This is a genomic window from Hymenobacter aerilatus, assembly GCF_022921095.1.
GTDB lineage: Bacteria > Bacteroidota > Bacteroidia > Cytophagales > Hymenobacteraceae > Hymenobacter > Hymenobacter aerilatus.
Genome location: NZ_CP095053.1, coordinates 1,302,274 through 1,325,951 on the forward strand (window position 1 = coordinate 1,302,274; position 23,678 = coordinate 1,325,951).

General features: G+C 57.4%; 14 protein-coding genes. 10 read left to right on the forward strand and 4 right to left on the reverse strand.

Annotated elements, in window-relative coordinates:
• Nucleotides 1-5: 5 nt before the first annotated feature.
• The 10 genes from MUN82_RS05530 to MUN82_RS05575 all read left to right on the forward strand — a co-directional run bounded on the left by MUN82_RS05530 (nucleotide 6) and on the right by MUN82_RS05575 (nucleotide 19,379).
• Complete coding sequence (locus MUN82_RS05530) at nucleotides 6-1,958, forward strand: RagB/SusD family nutrient uptake outer membrane protein (RefSeq protein ID WP_245095606.1); 1,953 nt, start codon at nucleotides 6-8, stop codon at nucleotides 1,956-1,958.
• A gap of 227 nt (nucleotides 1,959-2,185) precedes the next feature.
• On the forward strand, nucleotides 2,186-4,135 hold the full coding sequence (locus MUN82_RS05535; protein ID WP_245095608.1) for a sialate O-acetylesterase: 1,950 nt from the start codon (nucleotides 2,186-2,188) through the stop codon (nucleotides 4,133-4,135).
• Nucleotides 4,125-6,320, forward strand: coding sequence for a glycoside hydrolase family 3 C-terminal domain-containing protein (locus MUN82_RS05540; protein WP_245095610.1), 2,196 nt, complete (start codon nucleotides 4,125-4,127; stop codon nucleotides 6,318-6,320). The genes MUN82_RS05535 and MUN82_RS05540 overlap by 11 nt, the downstream gene beginning before the upstream one ends.
• A 152-nt stretch (nucleotides 6,321-6,472) precedes the next feature.
• Nucleotides 6,473-7,999 (forward strand): xylulokinase, encoded by a 1,527-nt coding sequence (locus MUN82_RS05545; RefSeq protein WP_245095612.1) that lies wholly within the window; start codon nucleotides 6,473-6,475, stop codon nucleotides 7,997-7,999.
• Nucleotides 7,977-9,308 carry a xylose isomerase gene (xylA, locus tag MUN82_RS05550; RefSeq protein ID WP_245095613.1) on the forward strand — a complete coding sequence of 444 codons (1,332 nt, stop codon included), beginning with the start codon at nucleotides 7,977-7,979 and terminating at the stop codon, nucleotides 9,306-9,308. The genes MUN82_RS05545 and xylA overlap by 23 nt, the downstream gene beginning before the upstream one ends.
• A 152-nt stretch (nucleotides 9,309-9,460) precedes the next feature.
• Complete coding sequence (locus tag MUN82_RS05555; RefSeq protein WP_245095615.1) at nucleotides 9,461-10,576, forward strand: endo-1,4-beta-xylanase; 1,116 nt, start codon at nucleotides 9,461-9,463, stop codon at nucleotides 10,574-10,576.
• Nucleotides 10,577-10,687: 111 nt separating this feature from the next.
• Nucleotides 10,688-13,306, forward strand: coding sequence for a glycosyl hydrolase 115 family protein (locus tag MUN82_RS05560; protein WP_245095616.1), 2,619 nt, complete (start codon nucleotides 10,688-10,690; stop codon nucleotides 13,304-13,306).
• Nucleotides 13,307-13,644: 338 nt separating this feature from the next.
• Nucleotides 13,645-15,972, forward strand: a complete 2,328-nt coding sequence (locus MUN82_RS05565; RefSeq protein ID WP_245095618.1) for a glycoside hydrolase family 127 protein — start codon at nucleotides 13,645-13,647, stop codon at nucleotides 15,970-15,972.
• Nucleotides 15,973-16,020: 48 nt separating this feature from the next.
• A complete protein-coding gene (locus MUN82_RS05570) occupies nucleotides 16,021-17,715 on the forward strand; it encodes a glycoside hydrolase family 43 protein (protein WP_245095619.1) in 1,695 nt (564 codons plus the stop codon).
• A 74-nt stretch (nucleotides 17,716-17,789) separates the two neighbouring features.
• Nucleotides 17,790-19,379, forward strand: coding sequence for a glycoside hydrolase family 43 protein (locus MUN82_RS05575; protein ID WP_245095621.1), 1,590 nt, complete (start codon nucleotides 17,790-17,792; stop codon nucleotides 19,377-19,379).
• Between the two features lie 118 nt (nucleotides 19,380-19,497).
• On the opposite strand, the gene MUN82_RS05580 is transcribed toward MUN82_RS05575, so the two are convergent.
• The 4 genes from MUN82_RS05580 to MUN82_RS05595 all read right to left on the reverse strand — a co-directional run bounded on the left by MUN82_RS05580 (nucleotide 19,498) and on the right by MUN82_RS05595 (nucleotide 23,611).
• On the reverse strand, nucleotides 19,498-20,979 hold the full coding sequence (locus MUN82_RS05580; RefSeq protein ID WP_245095623.1) for an HTTM domain-containing protein: 1,482 nt from the start codon (nucleotides 20,977-20,979) through the stop codon (nucleotides 19,498-19,500).
• 35 nt (nucleotides 20,980-21,014) lie between these two features.
• Entirely contained in the window at nucleotides 21,015-21,443 is a 429-nt protein-coding gene (locus tag MUN82_RS05585) for a hypothetical protein (RefSeq protein ID WP_245095625.1), read from the reverse strand.
• A 6-nt stretch (nucleotides 21,444-21,449) separates the two neighbouring features.
• A complete protein-coding gene (locus tag MUN82_RS05590) occupies nucleotides 21,450-22,907 on the reverse strand; it encodes a GMC oxidoreductase (protein ID WP_245095626.1) in 1,458 nt (485 codons plus the stop codon).
• A gap of 200 nt (nucleotides 22,908-23,107) precedes the next feature.
• Entirely contained in the window at nucleotides 23,108-23,611 is a 504-nt protein-coding gene (locus tag MUN82_RS05595; RefSeq protein ID WP_245095628.1) for a DUF4112 domain-containing protein, read from the reverse strand.
• Between the last annotated feature and the right edge of the window lie 67 nt (nucleotides 23,612-23,678).

Consider the following 23,678-nt stretch of genomic DNA (forward strand, 5'->3'; position numbering starts at 1 on the left):
TCAACATGAAACGTTTCAACATAAAATTCTTTATTGGGGCGGCCGTAATTTCTTTGTCCGCGGTTGGGTGCGCAGATCTTCTGGAAGAACAACCTAGGAGTATTTACGAACCTGGCTTCTTTCAAACGGAAAGAGGCGTTAGTGGAGGCTTAACCTCTATGTATGCTCACCTGCGCTACATCTACGGTGATGCTTACTTTTATAATACTACCCTCACGGGGACAGATGAAGTAACCTATGGCAGAGATGCAGATGAGAACTTCCTGGCCATGGACTTCTCCGGCAGGGCAGCGCTCAACGCCACTAACAGCCGGGCAGATAGATTGTGGACGGCTGCGTTTCCTAATATCAACACAGCCAGTGGCGTTATCAAGAATGCTACCGCAGTAGGAACCGTTGCTCCAGCTCTTGTTGCCGAGGCAAGATTCTTCCGCGCCTTTGATTACTTCATGCTGGTACAAACCTTTGGTGGGGTGCCCTTAGATTTGGGGGCAGGAGAACTGGAGTTCAACACGAACCCTATCAGAACCTCGGTGCGTAACACGGTACCCGAAGTCTACACCAAAGCTATTTTCCCGGATCTACTGCAAGCAGTCAATGATTTGCCGGCGAATCCGCGGGTGATAGGTGGCGCAACCAAAACGCTTGCCCGGCTTTACCTGGCAAAAGCCTACCTGACATATGCCTGGTGGCTTGAAAACCCCAATAATATTCCGACCTATCCAGCAGCTCAGCGGGTAGATCCTGATGGTCGTAATGCTCAATACTACTATCAGCAGGCATATGATATAGCAATAGCAGGTATCGAGAGCCCGGGGCCATTCCGTTTGCAGGGAACGTATTATGATGTGAACGTGGCCACAAATGACCGCAACGCTGAAATGATGCTGTTCGCTGATCATACCGAATCCAGCGAATTGTACAACGGTGGTAGCCTGACCTTTGGTAGCGGCGGTGCCCCCGATAACTTTGCCGGCTGGATGATGACGTGGAACTACACCAACATCCGAAGCGCCACAAATGCAGATGGAACTGTGCCTGTGTCTTCTGTTCAGCGGGAAGCAGTTCAGCCGTTAGGCCGCCCCTGGACGCGTATGGCTCCTACCATTGGCGCCATTGAAACTACCTTCGCCGACAAAACAAACGATTCTCGTTACGATGGTACCTTTACCACTACATACCGTGGTAACTGGCCTAAAGGGGGAGTTGCGGCGCAAACGCTGTATAATGCCAATAAACTGCCTGTTAGCCCAGGTGCGCCAATCCTGACGTTCTTAAATGCAGAATCCACCACTCCTATTACCTACCCCACTGGTGGAGGTACTAGTAACATAGGAGCAGGAACACTACCCGGCAGAGCCGATTATGTGATTTCGCCGCGTGGTATCAGCAGAATTGTCTACCCAGGCCTGTGGAAGCTGGGGCCTTACCGCACGGATAATGGTACTGGCTTAGGACAGCCTAACGCCGCCAGTACGCGTCCGTTCAACATTGCTAAATTCTCTGAGCTATACTTTGTAGCAGCAGAAGCAGCCGTAAAAGGCGCAACTCCCAAAACGGGCCAAAGTGCTAAGGAGTTGATCAATGTTATCCGTGCTCGGGCTGGTAAGTGGCGTTTCGACAATAACGGCAACACAGCTAAAGTACAGGATAATAGCGCTGCTATGGTGGCGTCCACGCCGAATACCATCGATATCAACTATATCCTGGCTGAACGCTCGCGTGAATACTACGGCGAAGGATACCGTTGGTATGATCTGGTGCGTACACAAAAGTGGAATGAGTTGGCTTCTACCTACCGTATCGGAGGAACCAACTACGGAGACCATACACCGGCAACGGTTACGCGTACCATTCAGCCGTTCCACTATCTGCGTCCTATTCCGCAGGTTCAGCTCGACCGTATGGATGTAGCAGCAGATGTAAAAGCTGCTTATCAAAATCCTGGCTACCAATAGGCTGATGAGAAAAGATTGGTTGCTCAAGACGGGCAGCCAATCTTTTCTATTATTTCTCCTTGATGTAGTAAGCAATCAGAGCGAAAACCAAGTAGCACGCATCGGCAGGCCGATGGCGCGTGCATAAAGTGCGTGTTCGTATAGCTTGGTATCCAAAGCATTGGCTGCTTCTGGTGTCCCTAGCAGCTATGGCCAAGACGCGCGCAAACGTATTCAAGTATTGACGCATGAATTCCCTCTTAAGAGTAGTACTGCTGTTTTCCTGCACTTGCGTGCTGCCTACCCCGGCTGCATTCAGCCAAATTCGCCTGCCGAAGCTCGTCAGCAACGGCATGGTGCTACAGCGCGAGAAGCCTGTTACCATCTGGGGTTGGGCCGCGGCAGAGGAGAAGGTCGCCATCACGTTTCAGGGTAAAACCTACCGCGCCACTGCCGATACACAAGGGCAATGGCGCGTGAGCCTACCCGCTATGAAAGCCGGCGGTCCTTACGATATGACCCTTGCAGCCAGCAACCAAGTGAAGGTAAGCGATATTCTGATTGGGGACGTGTGGCTGTGCTCGGGGCAGTCGAATATGGAAACCACCATGACCCGCGTGCGCGACAAGTACCCCGAGGAAGTAGCCACCGCCAACAACCCGCGCATCCGCCAGTTCAACGTGCCGATGAGCTACGCGTTCAACGGCCCCAAAGCCGACCTAAAAGGTGGCAGTTGGGTGCCTGTGACGCCGCAGACCATTGGTGACTACTCTGCCGTGGCCTACTTTTTCGCAAAGGATCTGTACGCTAAGTACAAAGTACCCATCGGTATTATCAAAGATGCCGTGGGTGGTTCGCCGGCCGAAGCTTGGCTGAGCGCCGACGCTTTGAAACAGTTTCCTACCTACCAGCAAGCCGCCGAGAAGTACAAAGACAGCACCCTGATAGCTAGTACTCAGCAGCGCGACCAAGCCGCCGGGCGCGACTGGCAGCGCCGCCTCTACCAAGCCGACCAGGGCGAAGCGCCTGGTCAAACTAAGTGGTCGGACCCTAGCTACAACGCCCGCGACTGGGCTACCATGAACGTGCCTGGCTACTGGGCTAACCAGACCCCGCTGGGACCCGTGAACGGCGTACTCTGGTTCCGCAAGGAAGTGGACGTGCCGGCTAGTATGGTGGGTAAGCCCGCACGCCTAGAGCTGGGTACGCTGGTGGATGCCGACTCTACCTATATCAACGGGCAGCTGGTAGGCACTACTGGCTACCAGTATCCGCCCCGCAAGTACGATTTTGAACCGGGTGTGTTGAAGCCGGGCAAGAACCTGATTGTGGTGCGCCTGGTCAGCAACGGCGGCCGCGGGGGCTTCACCCTCGACAAGGAATACCGTCTGCTGGCAGGCGACCAGACGCTGGATTTGCGCGGCCCCTGGCAGTACAAGGTAGGCGCTACAATGTCGCCCGCACCTGGTAGCACCACCTTTCAGTACCAGCCGGGTGGGTTGTACAACGGCATGATTGCCCCGGTAACGCCCTACACCATCAAAGGCATCTTGTGGTACCAGGGCGAATCGAATGCCGGCCGCCCACAGGACTATCAGGCCCTGATGACCAGCCTGATTTCCGACTGGCGCCAGCACTTGCAACAACCCAACTTGCCCTTCCTCTACGTGCAGCTACCCAACTTTATGGCTGCCAAAAAGGAGCCAGGTGAGAGCGGCTGGGCCATGATTCGTGACATTCAGCGCCGCCTGCTTACAGTACCTAACACGGGCATGGCCGTGACGCTGGGTTTGGGCGAGTGGAACGACATTCACCCCGTAACCAAGCAGCCCGTGGGGCACCGCTTGGCCTTGGCCGCTCAAAAAGTAGCCTATGGCGACAAGAACGTGGTGGCTTCGGGCCCTCTCTACCAGTCGATGCAGAAAAACGGCAACAAGGCTACGCTCACATTTTCGGGGGTGGGCAGCGGCCTAGTCGCCCAGGGCAAAGGGTCGTTGGAAGGCTTTGCCGTGGCCGGTTCCGACCACCAGTTCCACTGGGCGCAGGCGCGTATTGAAGGCAATAAAGTAGTCGTGTGGAGCGACCAAGTGAAAGACCTCGTAGCGGTGCGCTACGCCTGGGCCGATAACCCCGAAAATGCCAACCTCGCCAACAAAGAAGGCCTACCCGCTTCTACATTCCGCACCGATGATTTCTAACCCAAAACGTTTGTTGACCGGTCTGCTGCTAGCGGGTTTGAGTCTCAGTGCTCAGGCCCAGCAGGCGGCTACCGCCCTCTACCTCGACCCCAAGCAACCGCTGAACACCCGCGTCAACGACCTGATCAGCAAGCTTACGCTGGAAGAAAAGGCCGATCAGATGATGTACAACAGCAAGGCCATCGAGCGGCTGAACATCCCGGCGTATAACTGGTGGAACGAGGCCCTGCATGGGGTAGGGCGGGCTGGTGCGGCTACCGTATTTCCGCAGGCTATCGGGCTGGGCGCTACCTTCGATGAGGATCTGGCGCTGCGCGTATCTACCGCTATTTCCGACGAGGCACGGGCTATGTACAATGTGGCCGTGGCCAAGGGCTACCGCCAGCAGTACAGCGGCCTCACGTTCTGGACGCCCAACATCAACATCTTCCGCGACCCGCGTTGGGGTAGGGGACAGGAGACGTATGGTGAAGACCCTACCCTCACGGGTCGGCTGGGTGTGGCCTTCGTGCAGGGTTTGCAGGGCAACGACCCGCGCTACCTCAAAACTGCCGCCTGCGCCAAGCACTTTGCCGTACACAGCGGCCCCGAGAAACTACGCCACGAGTTCAATGCCCAGGCCTCACCTCAGGATTTGTGGGAAACCTACCTGCCCGCGTTTCACCAGCTGGTGGATGCCAAGGTTGAGGCCGTGATGTGCGCTTACAACGCCACCAACGGCGAACCATGCTGCGGCAACAGCTACCTGCTGCAAGATGTGCTGCGCGGCCAATGGAAGTTTAAAGGCCATTTGGTGAGCGACTGCTGGGCGCTAGTCGACTTTTACCAGGGCCACAAAGTGGTGAAAACGCCCGCCGAGGCCGCTGCCCTGGCCCTGGAGCGAGGCGTGAACCTGAACTGCGGCAGTGTGTATCCCTCCTTACCCGAGGCCGTGCAGAAAGGCCTCACCACCGAAGCGAAAATGGACAGCTCGCTGGCCATTTTGCTGCGCACCCGCTTCAAGCTGGGCTTATTCGACCCGCAGGGGAGCAGTCCCTACGACAAGCTGGGCGCCGAAACCATCAACAGTGATAAGCACCGCGCTTTGGCCCGCGAGGCGGCCCAAAAGTCGATTGTGCTGCTGAAAAACAACGGTGTGCTACCGCTGCGCAACGACCTAGCGAAGTACTTCGTGACCGGCCCCAACGCTGCTAACCTCGACGCGCTGCTGGGCAATTACTACGGCGTGAACCCATCGATGAGCACCATTCTGGAAGGCTTAGTGGCGGGCGTGAGCCCCGCCAGCCAGATGCAATACCGCCCCGGCGCCCTACTCGACCGCCCCAACCAGAACGGCGTGGACTGGGTGAGCGGCACGGCCCGCACCTCCGACGCTACCTTTGTGGTGCTGGGAATCAACGGGTTGCTGGAAGGGGAGGAGGGCGAATCTATTGCCTCGCCTTCGTTCGGCGACCGACTCGACTACAACCTGCCCAAAAATCAGATTGATTTCTTGCGTGGCCTACGTAAAAACAACGATAAGCCTGTTGTGGCCATTGTCACGGGTGGCTCGCCTATGAACCTGGCCGAGGTGCACGAGCTGGCCGACGCCGTGGTGCTGGCCTGGTACCCCGGCCAAGAAGGCGGCAACGCCATTGCCGATGTGGTGTTTGGTAAGGTAGCGCCATCGGGCAAGCTGCCCATCACCTTCCCCAAGTCTCTGGACCAGCTGCCGGCTTACGAAAACTACGCCATGCAGGGCCGCACCTACCGCTACATGACGCAGGAGCCACTCTACCCCTTCGGGTTTGGGCTGAGCTATGCCAAGTTTGAGTACGGCGGGCTAAAGCTGCCTAAGAAAGTGGCCAAAAATAAGCCCGTGGAGGTGGAAGCCACCGTACGCAACACTGGCAAAATGGCCGGCGAGGAAGTGGTGCAGCTCTACCTCACGCACGCGCCCCGTGCCGGCCAACAGGTGCCGCTGTTTGCGCTCAAAAATTTCCGGCGCGTGCGCCTGGAGCCGGGCGCCAGCACCACCGTGAAATTCACGCTCACCCCCGAGCAACTAGCTATGATTGATGCTCAAGGTAAAACAGTAGCCGCCAGCGGACCGGTCACGGTTTCGGTGGGTGGGGCCCTACCTGGCAAGCGTAGCCAGGCGCTGGGCGCCAGCGCTCCGGCCGTGGCTAGCCTCACTGTGCGATAAAAAAGATACTTTTAAGGATGCTATCGGAACCGTTTTCGAAAACGGTTCCGATAGTAAAAGCCCGTTTTCATATTGTTTAGGGGCTTTTTGAAGTAGTACGCTGTTCCGAACCGGTGTATCTTTCGAGAATATTAACCCTACCTTTTCCTTCTATGAACTACCTGCTTGGGTATGATATCGGCAGCTCGTCGGTGAAAGTTGCGCTTCTGGATGCCAACACGGGCAAGTGCCTAGCCAGTGCCACCTCACCCCGGCAGGAGATGGAAATCCTAGCTGTGCAGGCGGGTTGGGCCGAGCAGCGTCCCGAGCGCTGGTGGCAAGAGGCCATCAATGCCACCCAGGAGCTGAAAACCAGCTATGGCTTCGACGCGACGCAGGTAGCGGGCATCGGTATCACCTACCAAATGCACGGGCTGGTGCTGATTGATAAGGCCGGCAAGGTGCTGCGCCCCGCCATTATCTGGTGTGACAGCCGCGCCGTGGACTACGGCAACGCCGCCTTTGAAGCCTTAGGTGAGGAGTATTGCCTGCAAAACTTCCTCAACTCGCCCGGCAACTTCACGGCCTCCAAGCTGAAGTGGGTGCACGACAACGAACCGGACGTGTACGCGCAAATCCACAAAATTCAGCTGCCTGGCGACTATATCGCTTTTCAGATGACGGGTGAGTTGCAAACCACCGTGTCGGGCCTATCGGAGGGTGTGTTCTGGAACTTCCGCGAACAAGCGGTAGCGCAAGAACTGCTGGACTATTACGGCCTCGACCACGACTTGCTGCCTACCCTGGTAGACACCTTTGCTGAGCAGGGCCGCCTGATGCCCGAAGCCGCCCAGGCGCTGGGTCTAGCGGCCGGTACGCCCGTGAGCTACCGCGCCGGCGACCAGCCCAATAATGCCTTCTCCCTGAACGTGTTGGAACCCGGCGAAATTGCCGCCACGGCCGGCACCTCGGGTGTGGTCTACGGCATCAGCGACCAGCCGGTGGTAGACCCCCGCTCCCGCGTGAATGCCTTCGTGCACGTGAACAGCCAGCCCGATCAGCCCCGCAACGGTATGCTGATGTGCATGAACGGCACCGGTATTCTCAACAGCTGGCTACGCAAAATTGTGGGCGAGCTGCCGTATGATGAGATGAACCGTCTGGCTGCCCAGGCACCGGTAGGGGCCGAGGAATTACTGTTCCTACCCTTCGGCAACGGCGCTGAGCGCATCCTCGAAAACGAACCCACTACTGCCGAGTTGCTGGGCCTCAGCCTCACGCGCCACGACCGTACCCACGTGCTGCGCGCCGCCCAAGAGGGCATCGTGTATGCGCTCAACTATGGCATTGACATTATGCGGGCGGCAGGTGTGCAGGTGCACACCGTGCGTGCCGGCAACGCCAATATGTTTTTGAGCCCAGTGTTCCGCGAAGCCTTTGTGAACACGGCCAACGTGACGCTGGAACTCTATAACACCGACGCCGCTCAGGGCGCGGCCCGCGGCGCGGGGGTAGGAGTGGGGCTCTACGCCTCGCCCGCCGACGCCTTCGGGGGCCTGGAGCGTATTCTCACGCTGGCGCCTACCCCCGAGTTGCAAACCCAATATCAGGAAGCCTATGCCCGGTGGCACCAGGCGCTTACCCAACAAATTCTTTCAACTTCAACCATTTCCCACCATGTCGAGCAGCACGCTAACTAAGACGGAGTATTTCAAGGGCATTGACGTTATCAAGTACGAAGGGCGCGAGTCGGACAACCCGCTGGCGTTCAAATGGTACGATGAAAACCGCGTGGTAGCCGGCAAAACCATGAAGGACCACCTGCGTTTTGCCGTATCCTACTGGCACACCTTCACTGGCACCGGCGGCGACCCATTCGGCCCCGGCACCAAGGAGTTTAGCTGGGATGCCAAAGGCGAAATCCTGGGTCGCGCCTACGATAAGATGGACGCCGCTTTCGAGTTCTTCACCAAGCTGGGCACACCTTACTACTGCTTCCACGACGTGGACCTGGTAGACGAAGCGTCTACCCTGAAGGAGTACGAAAGCAACATGCAAGCCATTGTGGGCTATGCCAAGCAGAAGCAGCAGGAAACCGGCGTGAAGCTGCTGTGGGGCACAGCCAACGTGTTTTCGAACCCGCGCTACATGAACGGCGCCAGCACCAACCCCGATTTCTCGGTACTGACCTACGCCGCTACCCAGGTGAAAAACTCCCTGGATGCGACCATTGCCTTGGGCGGTGAGAACTACGTGTTCTGGGGTGGCCGCGAGGGCTACATGACCCTGCTCAACACCAACATGAAGCGCGAGCTGGCGCACATGGGCCGCTTCCTAGCTACGGCCCGCGACTACGCCCGCCAGCAGGGTTTCACCGGCAAGTTCTTCATCGAGCCTAAGCCCGCCGAGCCCACCAAGCACCAGTACGACTTCGACGCTGCCACCGTAATCGGCTTCCTGAAGGAGTACGGCCTCGAAAACGACTTCATGCTGAACCTGGAAGTGAACCACGCCACGCTGGCCGGCCACACCTTCCAGCACGAGCTGCAAGTGGCCGCCGATGCCAATATGTTGGGCTCGATGGACGCCAACCGCGGCGACTACCAGAACGGCTGGGACACCGACCAGTTCCCCAACAACCTGAACGAGCTGGCGGAATCGATGCTGGTGATTCTGGAGGCCGGCGGCTTCAAGCACGGCGGTATCAACTTCGACGCCAAAACCCGCCGCAACTCCACCGACCTGGAGGACATCTTCATTGCCCACATTTCGGGGATGGACGCCTTTGCCCGTTCGCTGGTCATTGCCAACGACATCCTGGAGAAGTCGGCCTACAAAAAATTCCGCACCGAGCGTTACGCTTCGTTCGATTCGGGTGCGGGCGCGGCCTTCGAGCGCGGCGAGCTGACCCTGGAGGATCTGCGCCGCCTGGCCTTCGAGCACGGCGAGCCTACCCCCCGCAGCGGCAAGCAGGAGTGGTTGGAAAGCCTGATCAACCAATACATCTAATACGGTAAAACGGAAAACTCCTCCTGGCGGCCTGACAGGCAACCAAGAGGAGTTTTCTATTTACAGGCAATGGCTCCCTACCGGCTGCTAGCGGGTAGGATGGCTTGCTACGTCTTACAGTGTCCAGTTATAGCCACTATAGAAACCTACCTATGCAAAAGAAAAAACGCCTGTTGTATCTCGGGTTGGCCGGGTTCTGTCTGGGGTTTATGCAGAAATCGGAGCCGGCGCTGAAAGATGCGTACAAGAAGGATTTTTATGTAGGGGCGGCGCTCAACAACCGCCAAATCAGTGGGCAAGACGCCCAGGCTACGGCCCTGATCAAGCAGCAATTCAACACCATCAGCCCCGAAAACCTGCTGAAGTGGGGCCCAGTGCACCCGCAGCCCGACAAATACAACTTCAAGCCTGCCGACGACTACGTGGCCTTTGGTCAACAAAACAGGATGTTCATCGTGGGCCACACGTTGCTATGGCATCAGCAAACGCCCAATTGGGTGTTTGAGGGTGAGAACGGCCAACCCGCTAGCCGCGAGGTGTTGCTGAAACGCCTGGAGGACCATATCAACACCGTAGTGGGCCGCTACAAAGGCAAAATTGGCGGTTGGGACGTGGTGAACGAGGCCATTGACGATCAGAAGGGTGACCTGCGCAAAACTAAGTGGGTAGAAATCCTGGGCGAAGACTTCGCCGCCAAAGCCTTTGAGTACGCCCACAAAGCCGACCCCAAGGCCGAGCTTTACTACAACGACTACAGCCTCTACCGTCCCGAAAAGCGCGAAGGCGTGATTAAGCTGGTGAAAGGCTTGCAGGCAAAAGGCATCAAGGTGGCAGCCATTGGGATGCAGGGCCACTACGGCCTTACCAAGCCGACCATTGCGCAGGTAGAGGAAAGCATTGTAGCTTTCTCTAAACTGGGTGTGCACGTTAACTTCACGGAACTGGACATCGATGTGCTGCCCAACCCCAGCCGTCGCCAGGGCGCCGACATTGCCGAGACCTTCGGCGCCGATGTCAAGTACAACGTCTACACCACCGGCCTACCCGACTCAGTGCAGCAGCAGCTCACCAAGCGCTACGCCGACCTGTTCGCGTTGTTCCGGAAGCACCGCGACGTTATCGACCGCATCACCTTATGGGGCGTCACCGATTCGGATTCCTGGCTGAATGACTGGCCCATTAAGGGCCGCACCAGCTACCCCCTGCTCTTCAACCGCCAATATCAGCCCAAGCCCGCTTTCCGGGCTGTGATGCAAGCGGCGAAGTAGAGGCGGCTTGCAGCCGCCCATCGTTGCGGTCGTTGCACAAACGGTGCCCCATTGTTCCGCTACCCCCACGGGCGCGTGCCACGCGTCCCTACCCACCCAACCGCTATACCTATGCTTTCCCTAGCCGTTCCCCGTCGCTTCACCTTCCTACTCCTCACTGGCCTGACCCTCACGGCTGCCCAGCCCGCTCTGGCGCTGGATGGCACCTCCTACGTCACGTCAAAAAAGCAGAAGGGTAGCTTCGCGCTGGAAGCTGGCGGCAAAGCCGCGCCGCTCTTCGCCAGCGCTCAGGATTGGCCGGGTGTGTTGCGCGCCGCCCGGGATTTGCAGGCCGACATCAACCGTGTGACGAGCGTGACGCCTACCCTCACCACCGACAAGGCCCCTACTGGCAAAGAAGTGGTGCTGATTGGGACCATCGGCAAGAGTCCGCTCATCGACCAGCTGGTGCGCGACAAGAAGCTTGACGTATCGGGCGTGGCGGGTAAGTGGGAAGTATTTGTGGAACAGCTGGTAGAGAAGCCAATGCCGGGCGTAGACCGCGCCCTGGTCATTGCCGGAAGCGACAAGCGCGGCACCATCTACGGCATCTACGACTTGTCAGAGCAAATGGGCGTGTCGCCGTGGTACTGGTGGGCCGACGTGCCTACTAAGCCGCAGAAGGCCCTGTACGTGGCGGCGGGTAGGCACACGCAGGGTGAGCCCAAAGTGAAGTACCGCGGCATCTTCATCAACGACGAAGCGCCGGCCATGTCGGGCTGGACCAAGGAGAAGTTCGGCGGTTTCAACTCGAAGATGTATACCCACATGTTCGAGCTGATCTTGCGCCTGAAGGGCAACTACCTATGGCCCGCCATGTGGGGCAACGCCTTCAACGACGACGACTCACAAAACCCGGTGCTAGCCGATGAATATGGCATCGTGATGGGTACCTCGCACCACGAGCCCCTTACACGAGCTCACGACGAGTGGCGCCGCTATGGCAAAGGCCCCTGGAACTACCAGACCAACCCCGATGTGCTGCGCGAGTTCTGGCGCGGCGGCATGCAGCGCATGGGCACTCGCGAAAACGTGGTCACCATTGGCATGCGTGGCGACGGCGACGAGCCCATGAGCGAGGGCAGCAACATTGCTCTATTGGAGAAGATTGTGGCTGATCAGCGCCAGCTTATTGCCGACGTGACCGGCAAGCCCGCCGAGCAAACCCCGCAGATGTGGGCCCTCTACAAAGAGGTGCAGGACTACTACGACAAAGGCATGCGTGTGCCTGATGACGTGACCCTGCTGCTCTGCGACGACAACTGGGGCAACATCCGCAAGCTGCCCAAGCTCGGCGACAAGCCCCGCCAGGGCGGCTACGGCATCTACTACCACTTCGACTATGTAGGCGGCCCACGCAACTACAAGTGGCTGAACACAAATCCACTACCGCGTATCCGGGAGCAGATGCACCTAGCCCATGAGTACGGCGCCAACCAGATTTGGGTGGTGAACGTGGGCGACCTGAAGCCCATGGAGCTGCCCATCAGCTTCTTCCTCGACTACGCCTGGAACCCCGACAACATCAAAGCCGATGAGGTAGGCGAGTACACCCGGCAATGGGCCGCCCAGCAGTTTGGCGAAAAGCACGCCGCGGGCATTGCCGGCATTCTGGCCAAGTACGCCAAGTACAACGCCCGCCGCAAGCCCGAGCTGCTGAGTCAGAATACCTATAGCCTAACCAACTACGATGAGTTTGCCACCGTGGTAGCCGACTACAACCAGCTGCTAACCCAGGCCGAAGCCATTGGTCGCCAGCTGCCCGCCGCCTACCAGGACAGCTACTTTGAACTGGTGCTGCACCCGGTATTGGCCTGCGCTAACCTCAACGAGCTGTACTATACCGTAGCCCTGAACCACGAAGCCGCCAAAAACAACCGCGCCAACACCAATGAGCTGGCGGCCAGGGCTAAGATGCTGTTTGAGATGGATGCTGAAATCACGCGTCGCTATCATTCTTTGGCCGACGGCAAGTGGAACCACATGATGGACCAGATGCACATCGGCTACAAAGCTTGGCACGACGAGAAAGAAGACAAGATGCCGGAGGTTCAGACTATTGCCGAGTCGGCTGCTACGGCGCCGGCGCTGGTCGTAGCTGCGCCTGCGCAGAAACCGCGGCCTACCCCCAAGCCGGGCGCGGCTTTCGCAGAGGCCGATGGCTACGTGTCGATGGAGGCGGCGCACTATAGCAAAGCCGTGGACGGCAACCAGGCGAAGTGGCAAACCATTCCGGACCTGGGCCGCACGTTGTCGGGCGTTAGCACCTACCCAACAACGGCGCCAGCTACGACGCCCGGCGCCACGGCGCCGCATTTAGAGTACCGGGTGCAGCTAGCCACAACCGGTCCCGTAACGGTACAGACCTACCTGGCGCCTACTCTCAACTTCACCAGCGGCGAGGGGCTGCGCTACGCCGTGTCGTTCGATGATGAAGAACCACAAATCGTAAACCTGCACACGGGCATGGTAGCCGACAACGGCAACCGTCCCTGGGAAAAGGCTGTGGCCGAGAGCATCATTCTGAAAACCACGAAGCACACCCTGGCCACGCCAGGCGAGCATGTGCTAAAGTTCTGGCGCGTGGACCCAGCCGTGGTACTGGAAAAGCTGGTGGTAGACTGTGGCGGACTGAAACCCAGCTACCTGGGGCCGCCGGAAAGCGCAACCAGCGCTGTGCCAGCACCTTAAGTAACAAAATTCAGCGCATCTTAGCTAACTGAGCTTGCCGAAATACCTGTGCACTTGGAACTGATCTAAGTCGTTGCAAACAGCAGGTAGAGGTACTTCGGCAAGTTCAGTTTGTTTTCGCGGAGGCATATCAGCTGCTCTGATCCTACACAAGTCCTGAAAAGTTTTGTTACTTACACAATCGTTTGTGCAAACGGTAGTTGTTTCTACTGTTTGGTAGGTTTTTGCAAGAAACAGCTTCCAACCTACGCGCACAGATTGAACCTACTGGTTAAAAACAGCTAGTCATTATGTTGTCAGATAAGAAAAGAGTGATTTTCTTCTGTTGCACTTGGTTGATGCCACTGCTAGGCAATGCGCAGTCGACGCCGCTACAGAGCTTTCCGGTGTCGGCGGTGCACCTGCTGGACAGCCCGTTTCAGCAGGCCCAGCAGACCGATAAGGCCTACATCCTGGCCCTCGACCCCGACCGGCTGTTGGCGCCCTACTTGGCTGAGGCTGGCATTCAGCCGAAGGCGGAGCGCTACGGCAACTGGGAAAATACCGGCCTCGACGGTCACATTGGCGGGCACTACCTCTCGGCGCTGGCCCTCATGTACGCCGCCACCGGCGACGCGCAGGTGCAGCAGCGCCTCACCTATATGATTGACGAGCTGGACCGCTGCCAGCAGAAAAACGGCAACGGCTACCTCGGGGGCGTACCGGGTGGCAAAGCCATGTGGCAGCAAGTAAAGGCCGGCAACATCAAGGCCAACAGCTTTGGGTTGAACGACAAGTGGGTACCGCTCTACAACCTGCACAAAACCTACGCCGGCCTGCGCGACGCCTACCTAATTGGCGGCAACGCCAAGGCCAAAGACATGCTCATTAAGCTGACGGATTGGGCCATCGACCTTACGGCCAACCTCACCGATGCACAAATTCAGGACATACTGCGCAGTGAGCATGGCGGCTTAAACGAGGTATTTGCAGATGTGGCTGACATAACCGGCGATGCGAAGTATCGGAAGCTGGCCGAGCGCTTCTCGCACCGGGCCGTGCTGGATCCACTGCTGGACCAAAAAGACGTGCTCAACGGCATGCACGCCAACACGCAGATTCCGAAAGTGATTGGCTTTGAGCGTGTGGCGGAGGTAGGCGGCGACCCAGCCTGGGCCAATGCTGCGTCGTTTTTCTGGAAAACGGTGGTAGACAACCGCACGGTGAGTATCGGGGGTAACAGTGTAAGCGAGCACTTCAACCCAACCGACAACTTCACCTCCATGCTCGAAAGCACGGAAGGCCCGGAGACGTGCAATACGTATAACATGCTCAAGCTCAGCAAGCAATTGTACCTCAGCAGTGCTTCTACCCGCTACCTCGATTTTTACGAGCGGGCGATGTACAACCATATTCTCTCGTCGCAGCACCCTGAAGGCGGCTTCGTGTACTTCACGCCCATGCGCCCGCGCCACTACCGTGTGTACTCGCAGCCGCAGGAAGGCTTCTGGTGCTGCGTGGGCTCGGGGCTGGAAAACCACGGCAAGTACGGCGAGCTAGTATACGCCCATCGCAAGGAGCAGGAGCTGCTGGTGAACCTGTTCCTACCCTCGCGCCTCACCTGGGCTGAGCAGGGCCTGACGCTAACGCAGCAGACCAAGTTTCCCTACGAGGAGCAGTCGCAGCTACAGTTGCAACTGAAAAAGCCGCGTACGTTTGCGCTTAGCATTCGGCAGCCTAGCTGGGTGCCAGCGGGGCAGATGACGATTCAGGTAAATGGTAAAGCCGTGACGCCTACCACCGCCGAACCGGGCTACGCCACCGTGACGCGCAAGTGGCGCTCGGGCGACGTGGTGACGGTGGCCCTACCTATGCACACCACCGCCGAGTACATGCCCGATCGTTCGCCCTGGGTGTCGTTTGTGCACGGCCCGCTGGTGCTGGCCGCCGTGACGGATACCACCGACCTAGCCGGTTTGCACGCCAACGGCCAGCGCATGGCGCACGTGGCAAGCGGACCGCTCTACCCCGTGGAGGAAGCGCCGCTACTCGTTTCTACCAGCTCGAATGTGGCCGAAGGCATCAAGCCCATAGCGGGCAAGCCGATGACCTTTAGCGCCGCCAGCCTGATTAGCTCCGAGAAGTACCGCAACGTGCAGCTGGTGCCATTCTATCAGATTCAGGATGCGCGCTACATGGTATACTGGCCCGTGACAACGCCCGAAGGCTTGGCTGCCCGCAAGGAAGAAATCCGTCGCCGCGACACTGAAAAACGTGCGCTGGAAGCCCGTACCATCGACCAGGTGACGCCCGGCGAGCAGCAGCCCGAGTCGGACCACAATTTCCAGAGCGACCGGTCGGAGACAGGTATCTACCGCAACCGCCATTGGCGGCACGCGGCGGGCTGGTTCAGCTACCAGTTGCGCAACCCCCAGCGGGCCGCCCGTGCCCTGCGCGTGACCTACGCCGGCGGCGACCGAAACCGGCAGTTTACCATTCTGGCCAATGGTGCACCGCTGGCTAAAGTGACGCTGAAAGGCAACCAGAAAGGCGACTTCTATGACGAGGAGTATGCCCTACCCGAGTCGCTACGTGGCGCCAACGCCCCCACCACGCTCACCGTGAAGTTTGAGGCCGCACCGGGTTCCACGGCAGGCGGCGTCTACGACGTGCGACTGCTGCGCTGAGTGCCTTCGCTCTATTTGCTTCTTACCCATTACATACACCATATGCCTATGCCCGCATCGAACCGCCCCAGCCCCCTGCAAGCTTTTCTTGCTGCTTTAGTGACCCTACTGCTTCATTCTTCGGGGCTTTCTGCGCAATCGATTGAGCTGGTAAATCCTATTCTGGCCGGCTTCTACCCCGATCCGAGCATCGTGCGGGTGGGCTCAGATTACTACCTGGTGAACTCCACCTTTGCGTATTTTCCCGGCATTCCGGTGATGCACAGTAAGGACCTAAAAAACTGGAAGCAAATCGGTAACGTCATTAGCCGGCCTTCGCAGATGAACTTCCTGGGCGACCGGATGACCCGCGGGCTGTTTGCGCCGGCCATTGAGCACCACAACGGCACGTACTACGTCACTTGCACCATGATTGACCACAAGGGCAACTTTGTGGTAACGGCCAAGAACCCGGCTGGCCCCTGGAGCGACCCGGTGTTTCTGCCCCAGGTGCGGGGCATCGACCCCTCATTGTATTTTGAGAGCGACAAGGCCTACGTTATCTACAACAGCGACCCACCCGACAACAAGCCGCTCTACGATGGCCACCGCTCCATCAAGATTATCGAGTTGAACCCGCAGACCCTGCAAACGGTAGGGGAGGCCAAAATCGTGGTGAACGGTGGCGTGGACCTCAGCAAAAAGCCCGTCTGGATTGAAGGCCCGCACCTGATGAAGCGCAACGATTGGTACTACCTCTACGCAGCCGAGGGCGGCACGTCGGTGAACCACACGGAGGTAGTATTTCGGGGCAAGTCGCCGTGGGGGCCCTTCACGCCTTATGAGCACAACCCCATCCTGTCGCAGCGGGAACTGCCTAAGGACCGCAAAGACCCCATCACCTCGGCCGGGCACGCGCAGTTTGTGGAAGGGCCGGACGGGAAAACCTACGCCATTTTTCTGGCCGTGCGGCCTTATGAGGGCAACCATTATAATACGGGCCGCGAAACGTTTATCGTGCCCGTAGAGTGGAAAGACGAGTGGCCAGTAATGGTGCCCGGCCCCAATGGCGTGCAGTACTCCTACAAAGCCAGCTTTCCTGAGGTGAAGCAGCCGGGCGCGCTGCCGCAAAACGGGAACTTCGCCTACACTCTTTCCTTCGACAAGCAGCTGGTACCGGAGCTCCTCTTTATGCGCACTGTAGATAGCTCAAATTTTTCGTTGAGCAAAGCCAAAGGGCTCACGCTCAAGCTGAAGCCCGAAACGGTGGCTGAAACCGGCAACCCCGCCTTCGTGGGTAAGCGGCAGCAGCACATGTACTGTACCACTGAAACGGAGCTGACCTTTGCGCCAAAAACGGTCAATGAAAAAGCAGGGCTAGTGGTATTTCAGGACGAAAAGCACTTTTACTACCTCTGCAAATCGACCGACGGCGGCAAGCGCGTGCTCCAACTCCTCAAAAGCACCGCCGACCCTAAAAATCCGGAGCAGCTGGCTCAGGTTCCCCTTCAATCGGCCACTAGCAAAGTGCAGCTGCGCATCCAGGCCGCCGGCGACACCTACAGCTTCGCGTATTCGGAAAACGGCAAGACGTGGAACACTCTGAAAGACAAGGTAGACGCCCGCTTCCTAAGCACGCAGACGGCGGGCGGCTTCATTGGCTGCGTGTTCGGGATGTACGCCACCTCCTCGGGGCAGCCTAGTAGCAACACCGCTTCCTTCAAATGGCTGAAATACAGCGGCAACGACCCTGTATATAAGTAGTGCCGTGTGCCCCACAGGCTGCCCGGCAGCTTGTGGGGGTAGCCTACCCCTGCATCACTCTGCAAAGCGTTAGTATGAGATACAATTTTGCTAAGAAACTGCTGCTGGTCTTGCTGGCTTGCTGCGGGAAGTTATACACTGCTTCGGCCCAGCGCCCGATGGTGCACAACCCCATCATCTACGCCGACGTGCCAGACCTGTCGATGATTCGGGTAGGGGACACCTACTACATGAGCAGCACCACCATGCACATGACGCCGGGCGTGCCTATCATGAAGTCCAAGGACTTGGTGAACTGGCACCTGGCAAGCTACGCTTCCGACACGCTGGGCAACCAGGATGAGCTGGCGCTCCGCAACGGCAAGAGTACCTACGGCCGCGGCTCGTGGGCCAGCAGCCTGCGGTTTCATAAGGGCACGTACTACGTCTCCACATTTGCCCAAACCACCGGCAAAACCTATATCTACTCCACCAAGAACATCGAGAAGGGGCCCTGGAAGGTTTCGTCTTTCAAACCGAGCTACCACGACCATTCGCTGTTTTTCGACGACGATGGCCGCGTGTACTTGGTATACGGCGCTGGCAAGCTACAGCTGGTTGAGCTCAAGGCTGATGCCTCCGGCGTGAAGCCCGGTGCTACCGAGCAGGTACTCATTGAAAACGCCAGTGCCCCGGCCGGTCCCAACCTCGGCCTACCCGCCGAAGGCTCGCAGCTGTTCAAAATCAAGGGTAAATACTACCTCTTCAACATCACCTGGCCTAAGGGTGGCATGCGCACCGTAGTGGTGCACCGGGCCGACAAGCTCACCGGTCCCTACGAGGGCCGGGTAGCGCTGCAAGACCTAGGCGTGGCGCAGGGTGGCCTAGTAGATACTCCTGACGGCCAGTGGTTTTCCTACCTGTTTCGCGACTACGGCGCCGTGGGCCGTATCCCATACCTGGTACCCGTGACCTGGACCGATGGCTGGCCGGTATTGGGCGACCCAGCCGGCAAAGTTCCGACTACGCTGACCCTACCCCCCAGCAAGGGCCTGCTTCCGGGCATCGTGGCCTCGGATGAATTTAGCCGGCGCAAGGGCGAGCCTGCCCTGCCGCTGGTATGGCAGTGGAACCACAACCCCGAAAACGCCCTCTGGTCGCTCACCGACCGGCCCGGCTACCTGCGCCTCAAAACCGGCCGCGTAGATACCACTTTCCTGTTGGCCCGCAACACCCTCACTCAGCGCACTATTGGCCCTACCAGCGCCGGCACCACGGCCTTGGATGTGTCGCACCTGAAGGACGGTGATTTTGCCGGTCTGGCCCTGCTGCAAAAGCGCTACGGCCTGGTAGGGGTAGAGTCGCGCAACGGCCAGAAGTCCATCGTGATGGTCAGCGCCGAAATGGAGAAGCCCGTGGAGCTGCAACGCCTGCCGCTGACGCAGAACACGGTATACTTCAAGGCGGAATGCGACTTCACGGAGCGCAAAGACGTGGCCACGTTCTTCTACAGCCTCGATGGCAACACGTGGAAAGCCATCGGCGGTCCGCTCAAGATGGCCTACACGCTGCCGCATTTTATGGGCTACCGGTTCGGGCTGTTCAACTATGCCACCAAGAGCCCCGGTGGCTACGCTGATTTCGACTACTTCCGAATTACAGACAAGAGTACGGGCGCCAAGTAGGCGCGTGCTGCAAGGCCTCGCCTCCTCTCCAGAAAGGGGAACTGTTAGTTACTTGGTCACGCTGTCGTAAGCGGGTAAAGCGCAGCCGCCCTTCAAATTATAGTAGTCCTCACGCAGGCTAATGCTGGCAGGGCTGCGGATCTACCTTGTTGATCATACGGAAGCGCATAAACTTGCGCAGCAACGATGGGCTTTTGTGCAGCAGCTCGTCGTTGGGCGAAGCTGTGGCCAACGCAAATGTGCGGCGCTGTCCGTTGCGGAGGTACTCCACGCGCGCGGGCCGCGCATCAGCCACCCGGTTCTTAAACTGAAAAAACGTTATCAGCTTGCCTTCGTCGGCAACGCGCTGCAGCTCGGCGTCCGACGAGGCCACCACCTCAATCATGTCCTTCTGAAAATCGAACACCTGCGCACTCACCGGAATAAATAGGTGGTTGGTGATGCCGCCTTCTGTACGAAGGTTGGAAAACATGGCGAAGGAAGACTCCGTTTTCAGCCCGAGGTAGGGGCTAATACCGTTCAGAAATACCAGCAGCGGAAACAATAGAAATAGCGCGTGGGAAGGCGAGAAGAGGCGGGTAGGAAAATACTGTCGCGCTTTATAGAGTGAAAACAAGAGCAGTAGAATATACATAAAACTATAAGCGCCCCATACCAATCGAAAATAATCGGTGAATACTTTGCCAAATAGTTTAATGCTGCCTAGTAGTACAACAGCAAGAATTACCCAGAGCGCAATATGTGAAAAGGTAAACTGTGAAAATCGTTGTTTAACTGCGTGCCAAAAGGAAAGTAAATTGTTGCGGAATTGATGAAGCGTGGTAATAAAACTATAGCTGGTAAATAAAAAATAAGTGGCAAAAATCATTGAAGAAAAATCATAAAATCCATTATACGAATTGAAAGCAATTATGCAGTGAAAAAAAAGACCAATGACTAAGCCAATGTTGCGCGTTTTCCTGAAAATAAGCAGCACCGGAATTAGGGTTTCGATGGCAAGCGTCAGGTAAATGTTCGCCAGGATGAGGGCAGGCGAGTCGGGTAGGAGGGCTTCTGCGTGCTGGGCCTTGTACAACATGGCTGCACAACTGGCGCTGGGCGAGAGAAAGGCCCAGTTGAGTTTGTGCAGCACCACGAAAAAGTAGAGAATCAGCAGCTCCAGGCGCACAGCCGGCGCAAAAGCCCGTAGTAGCGCTGCCCGGTCTACCGACAGTCGCCGCTCCTTGAAGGCTGTCCACACCAGGGCCTGCAAGATGGTGAGGTTCACGAACGTGGTGAACAGCCAATGGTTGCTGATATCGGGCAGGCGGGAAAATACCTCGTATAACTGCAAGCCGATAAGTACCAACAGCCGAACAATAGAGGACGGTTTGCTTAGCACTGCCAACGCCGCCAGCGTCAGCAACAGGTAGTGCAGCTGGGTGGTGTACAGCCGCGACTGCGCCATGTGAAACAAGGTGGCAATTGCCCACAAGGCGCAGAATACGGCGTAGCGTGTGGTATCGGCCGCTGCAGCAGCGTCGGCAGAGGGAGGAGTAGCAGCAGGCGCTGCAGAGTACCGATCAGTTGAGGTTGGTACGGTGCTGGTTATAGAATGCATACTAGAGTAGCGTTATCTCATGCAGTAAATATGAATTAAACCGCGGGTGCTGGTGGATAATACAGAGCAGAAAAAGGATTGGCGCAGGGTGTTTTGTACGGGTCGTAAATGCCCTGATACCGTACGAGCTTGAGCTCATTCATGCGATTCTGAAAAAAGTCAGTCGATAGTAAATACAGGGTAGTAATAGTGCGGACTAACTGCGACTGGTCGGAATTTATATTCAACATATAATACCCTCGCATTTTTACGTGTGCAAAGGCCGACCGGCTTGAACCTTCTTGTTTATAATAATCCAAAACAAATTGGTCAACACCCTCTTTGTCCAGATTCAGAAAGCGGAATTGATGCAGGATAATACCAGCCGTGGCTTCGTTCAGCGAGACGGCATAGGCACCAAGACTAGGAAGCGCCACGGCAGCGGCACCAAGCCCGGCTATTTTCAGGAATTTTCGGCGGAACATACCCAATTAGGTTGCAGAGTGGGTGGAAGAGAAAGACTGATCGGCGGCCAGGAGCGACAAGGCTGAGAGCGTGAGGGTAGGGTTGGCGGGGGTGTAGGTAGTGAAGCTGCTGGCCCCCAGCACAAACAGGTTGCGGTATTGGTGGTGGCGCAAGTGCTTGTCTACCACGCTGTCCTGCGCGCTGGTGCCCATGCGGGCAGTACCCAGGATGTGCGCCTCGGTAGCATAGGGGTCGTTGTAAATAATTTTCTCGACGGGCAGGCAGGACAGGATTTCCGGCAGCTGCTGCTTCATGCGCTCAATACCGCGCTGGGCGTAGGCAGAAGGGCCGCCGAAGAATACGGCGGGCTGCATCACATCGTCGGAGGTGGTCACGTAGTTTTCGGGGGTAGGCAAGTCTTCAAACACCATCCGGAAGCTGGCCATCTGGCGCCATTTGCCGCTTTCGGGGCGGAAGAAGGGGGCGTTGCTGGATTCGATCAGGCAAGCGGCCGCCTCCCGGCGATGGTCGCCATCGTAGAGCATGTAGCCGTTGGCATTCACCCAAGTGCTACCGCCCACGTTCTCTAGCTTGTCGAGGTATACGTGTGCCTGCAAGCCTAGCTGCTCGCCCAGGCCTTGCCCGGTGAAGGCATTGGTGTCGCCGGAGTTGAGCAAAATGTTGGCGTTGAACAGGGCGTTGGCCCCCAGCGCTACTACCTCACCGGCCACGTGGTAGTCGTGGTTGTCGCGGCGGAAGCTCACCTTGCGTACCCGGTCCTGCACCAGCTCCAGGCCATACACCTGTGCCCCCGTTAGCAGCTCCACGCGCGGGTCTTCGTACACCCCCATGTTGGAGTTGTCGATGGTAAACTTGGCATTCACCGGGCACACGCTGCACACGCCGCTGGCGCAGCAAGGGTTGCGGCCATTCATGGCCACGCGGGCGCGGGCCGTAGGCTGATTGATGTAGAGATTACCGTATTTCTTGTGCAGCAGCTTATCTACTTCCGTAAACAGGTGGGGTGGCTGTGCGTAGGCTTTCTTGCGGGGAAAAGGCGTGTCGGCTGGCCCAGAAACGGCCATGATGTCCTCCACCTGCTCGTAATAGGGGTCTAGCTCCTCGTACTGCACGGGCCAGTCGTTGCCCACGCCGTAGAGCGTTTTCATCCGGAAATCGTTGGGCAGGAAGCGGGGCGTGCAGGCATACCAGCAGTGCGAGCTACCCCCAAACCCCAGCGTAAACATCCAATCCTTGCGGGGCTGTTTGTTTACGAACGTGCTGCGCCAGTCGGGATTCTGGCCCGTGTAAGCTGTTTCCTCACCCCGCTTCTCTTTCACGCGTTCTGCCCAGGGCACCGGGTAGCCGCGTTCCAGCACCAGGATTTTCTCCGTGGCGGGACGTTTTGCAAGGTATTGATACAGAAAGAACGTGGAGGCGAATCCCGTTCCCACTACAATAAGGTCGTATGCGGTATGCTTCATATGCTACTGGCTAATAGCCAGTAAAGTAAAGCACTTTAATTATTTTTATGATAAAATACAGAGAGAAAATAATACTTTTTTAATGTTATATGGAAACAACTTTATTTAAGTATATCCCATTGATTTTGTTATAATGTATTAATATAGAAGGTATTGTAAGTGGACTGTAACTGATTTTGTCTATTTTTTGTGCTGTTGAGTTACCAAGCACCTTGCACTGCGTGCCACAGCCATGCAAAAAAGACAAACAAGCCCCACGCCAGTAAGCCGAACAAAACCAGCAACCCAATCAGCACCACCGCAATCAGCCCCTTGCCGCTGCCTTGGTATTTGCCCTCCACATAATGTGCGCGCAGTAGCTGCACGTTCTTATCATTAGCCTTATAGGCGAAGTCGAAAATATTTCCGAATAGCGGAATAGCGCCTATTATCGTGTCAATTAAAACGTTGAGAATCATGCGGACCACCACGCTGCCTTTGGCGCCGTGCCGCATCATCGTCACTATCAGGACGGCGGATATGGCAAAGCTTGATAAGTCGCCAACAATAGGAAGCAGGCCCAGCACAGGGTCCAGGCCGAAGCGGAAGCGGGTACCGGGCAGCTTAAACTGGCTGTCCATCAGGCGGGCTACGCGGGCTACCCATACCAAACGGTCATCTTCAACGAGGGTAGGCGTGTTGGGCGGAGTAGAAGTAGCGCGCATGGCTGAAGCAGTGAAATGGTGAATTGTGGGGTAATGAAAGGGTGCGTTTGGCGGGTGGCAGTACAAG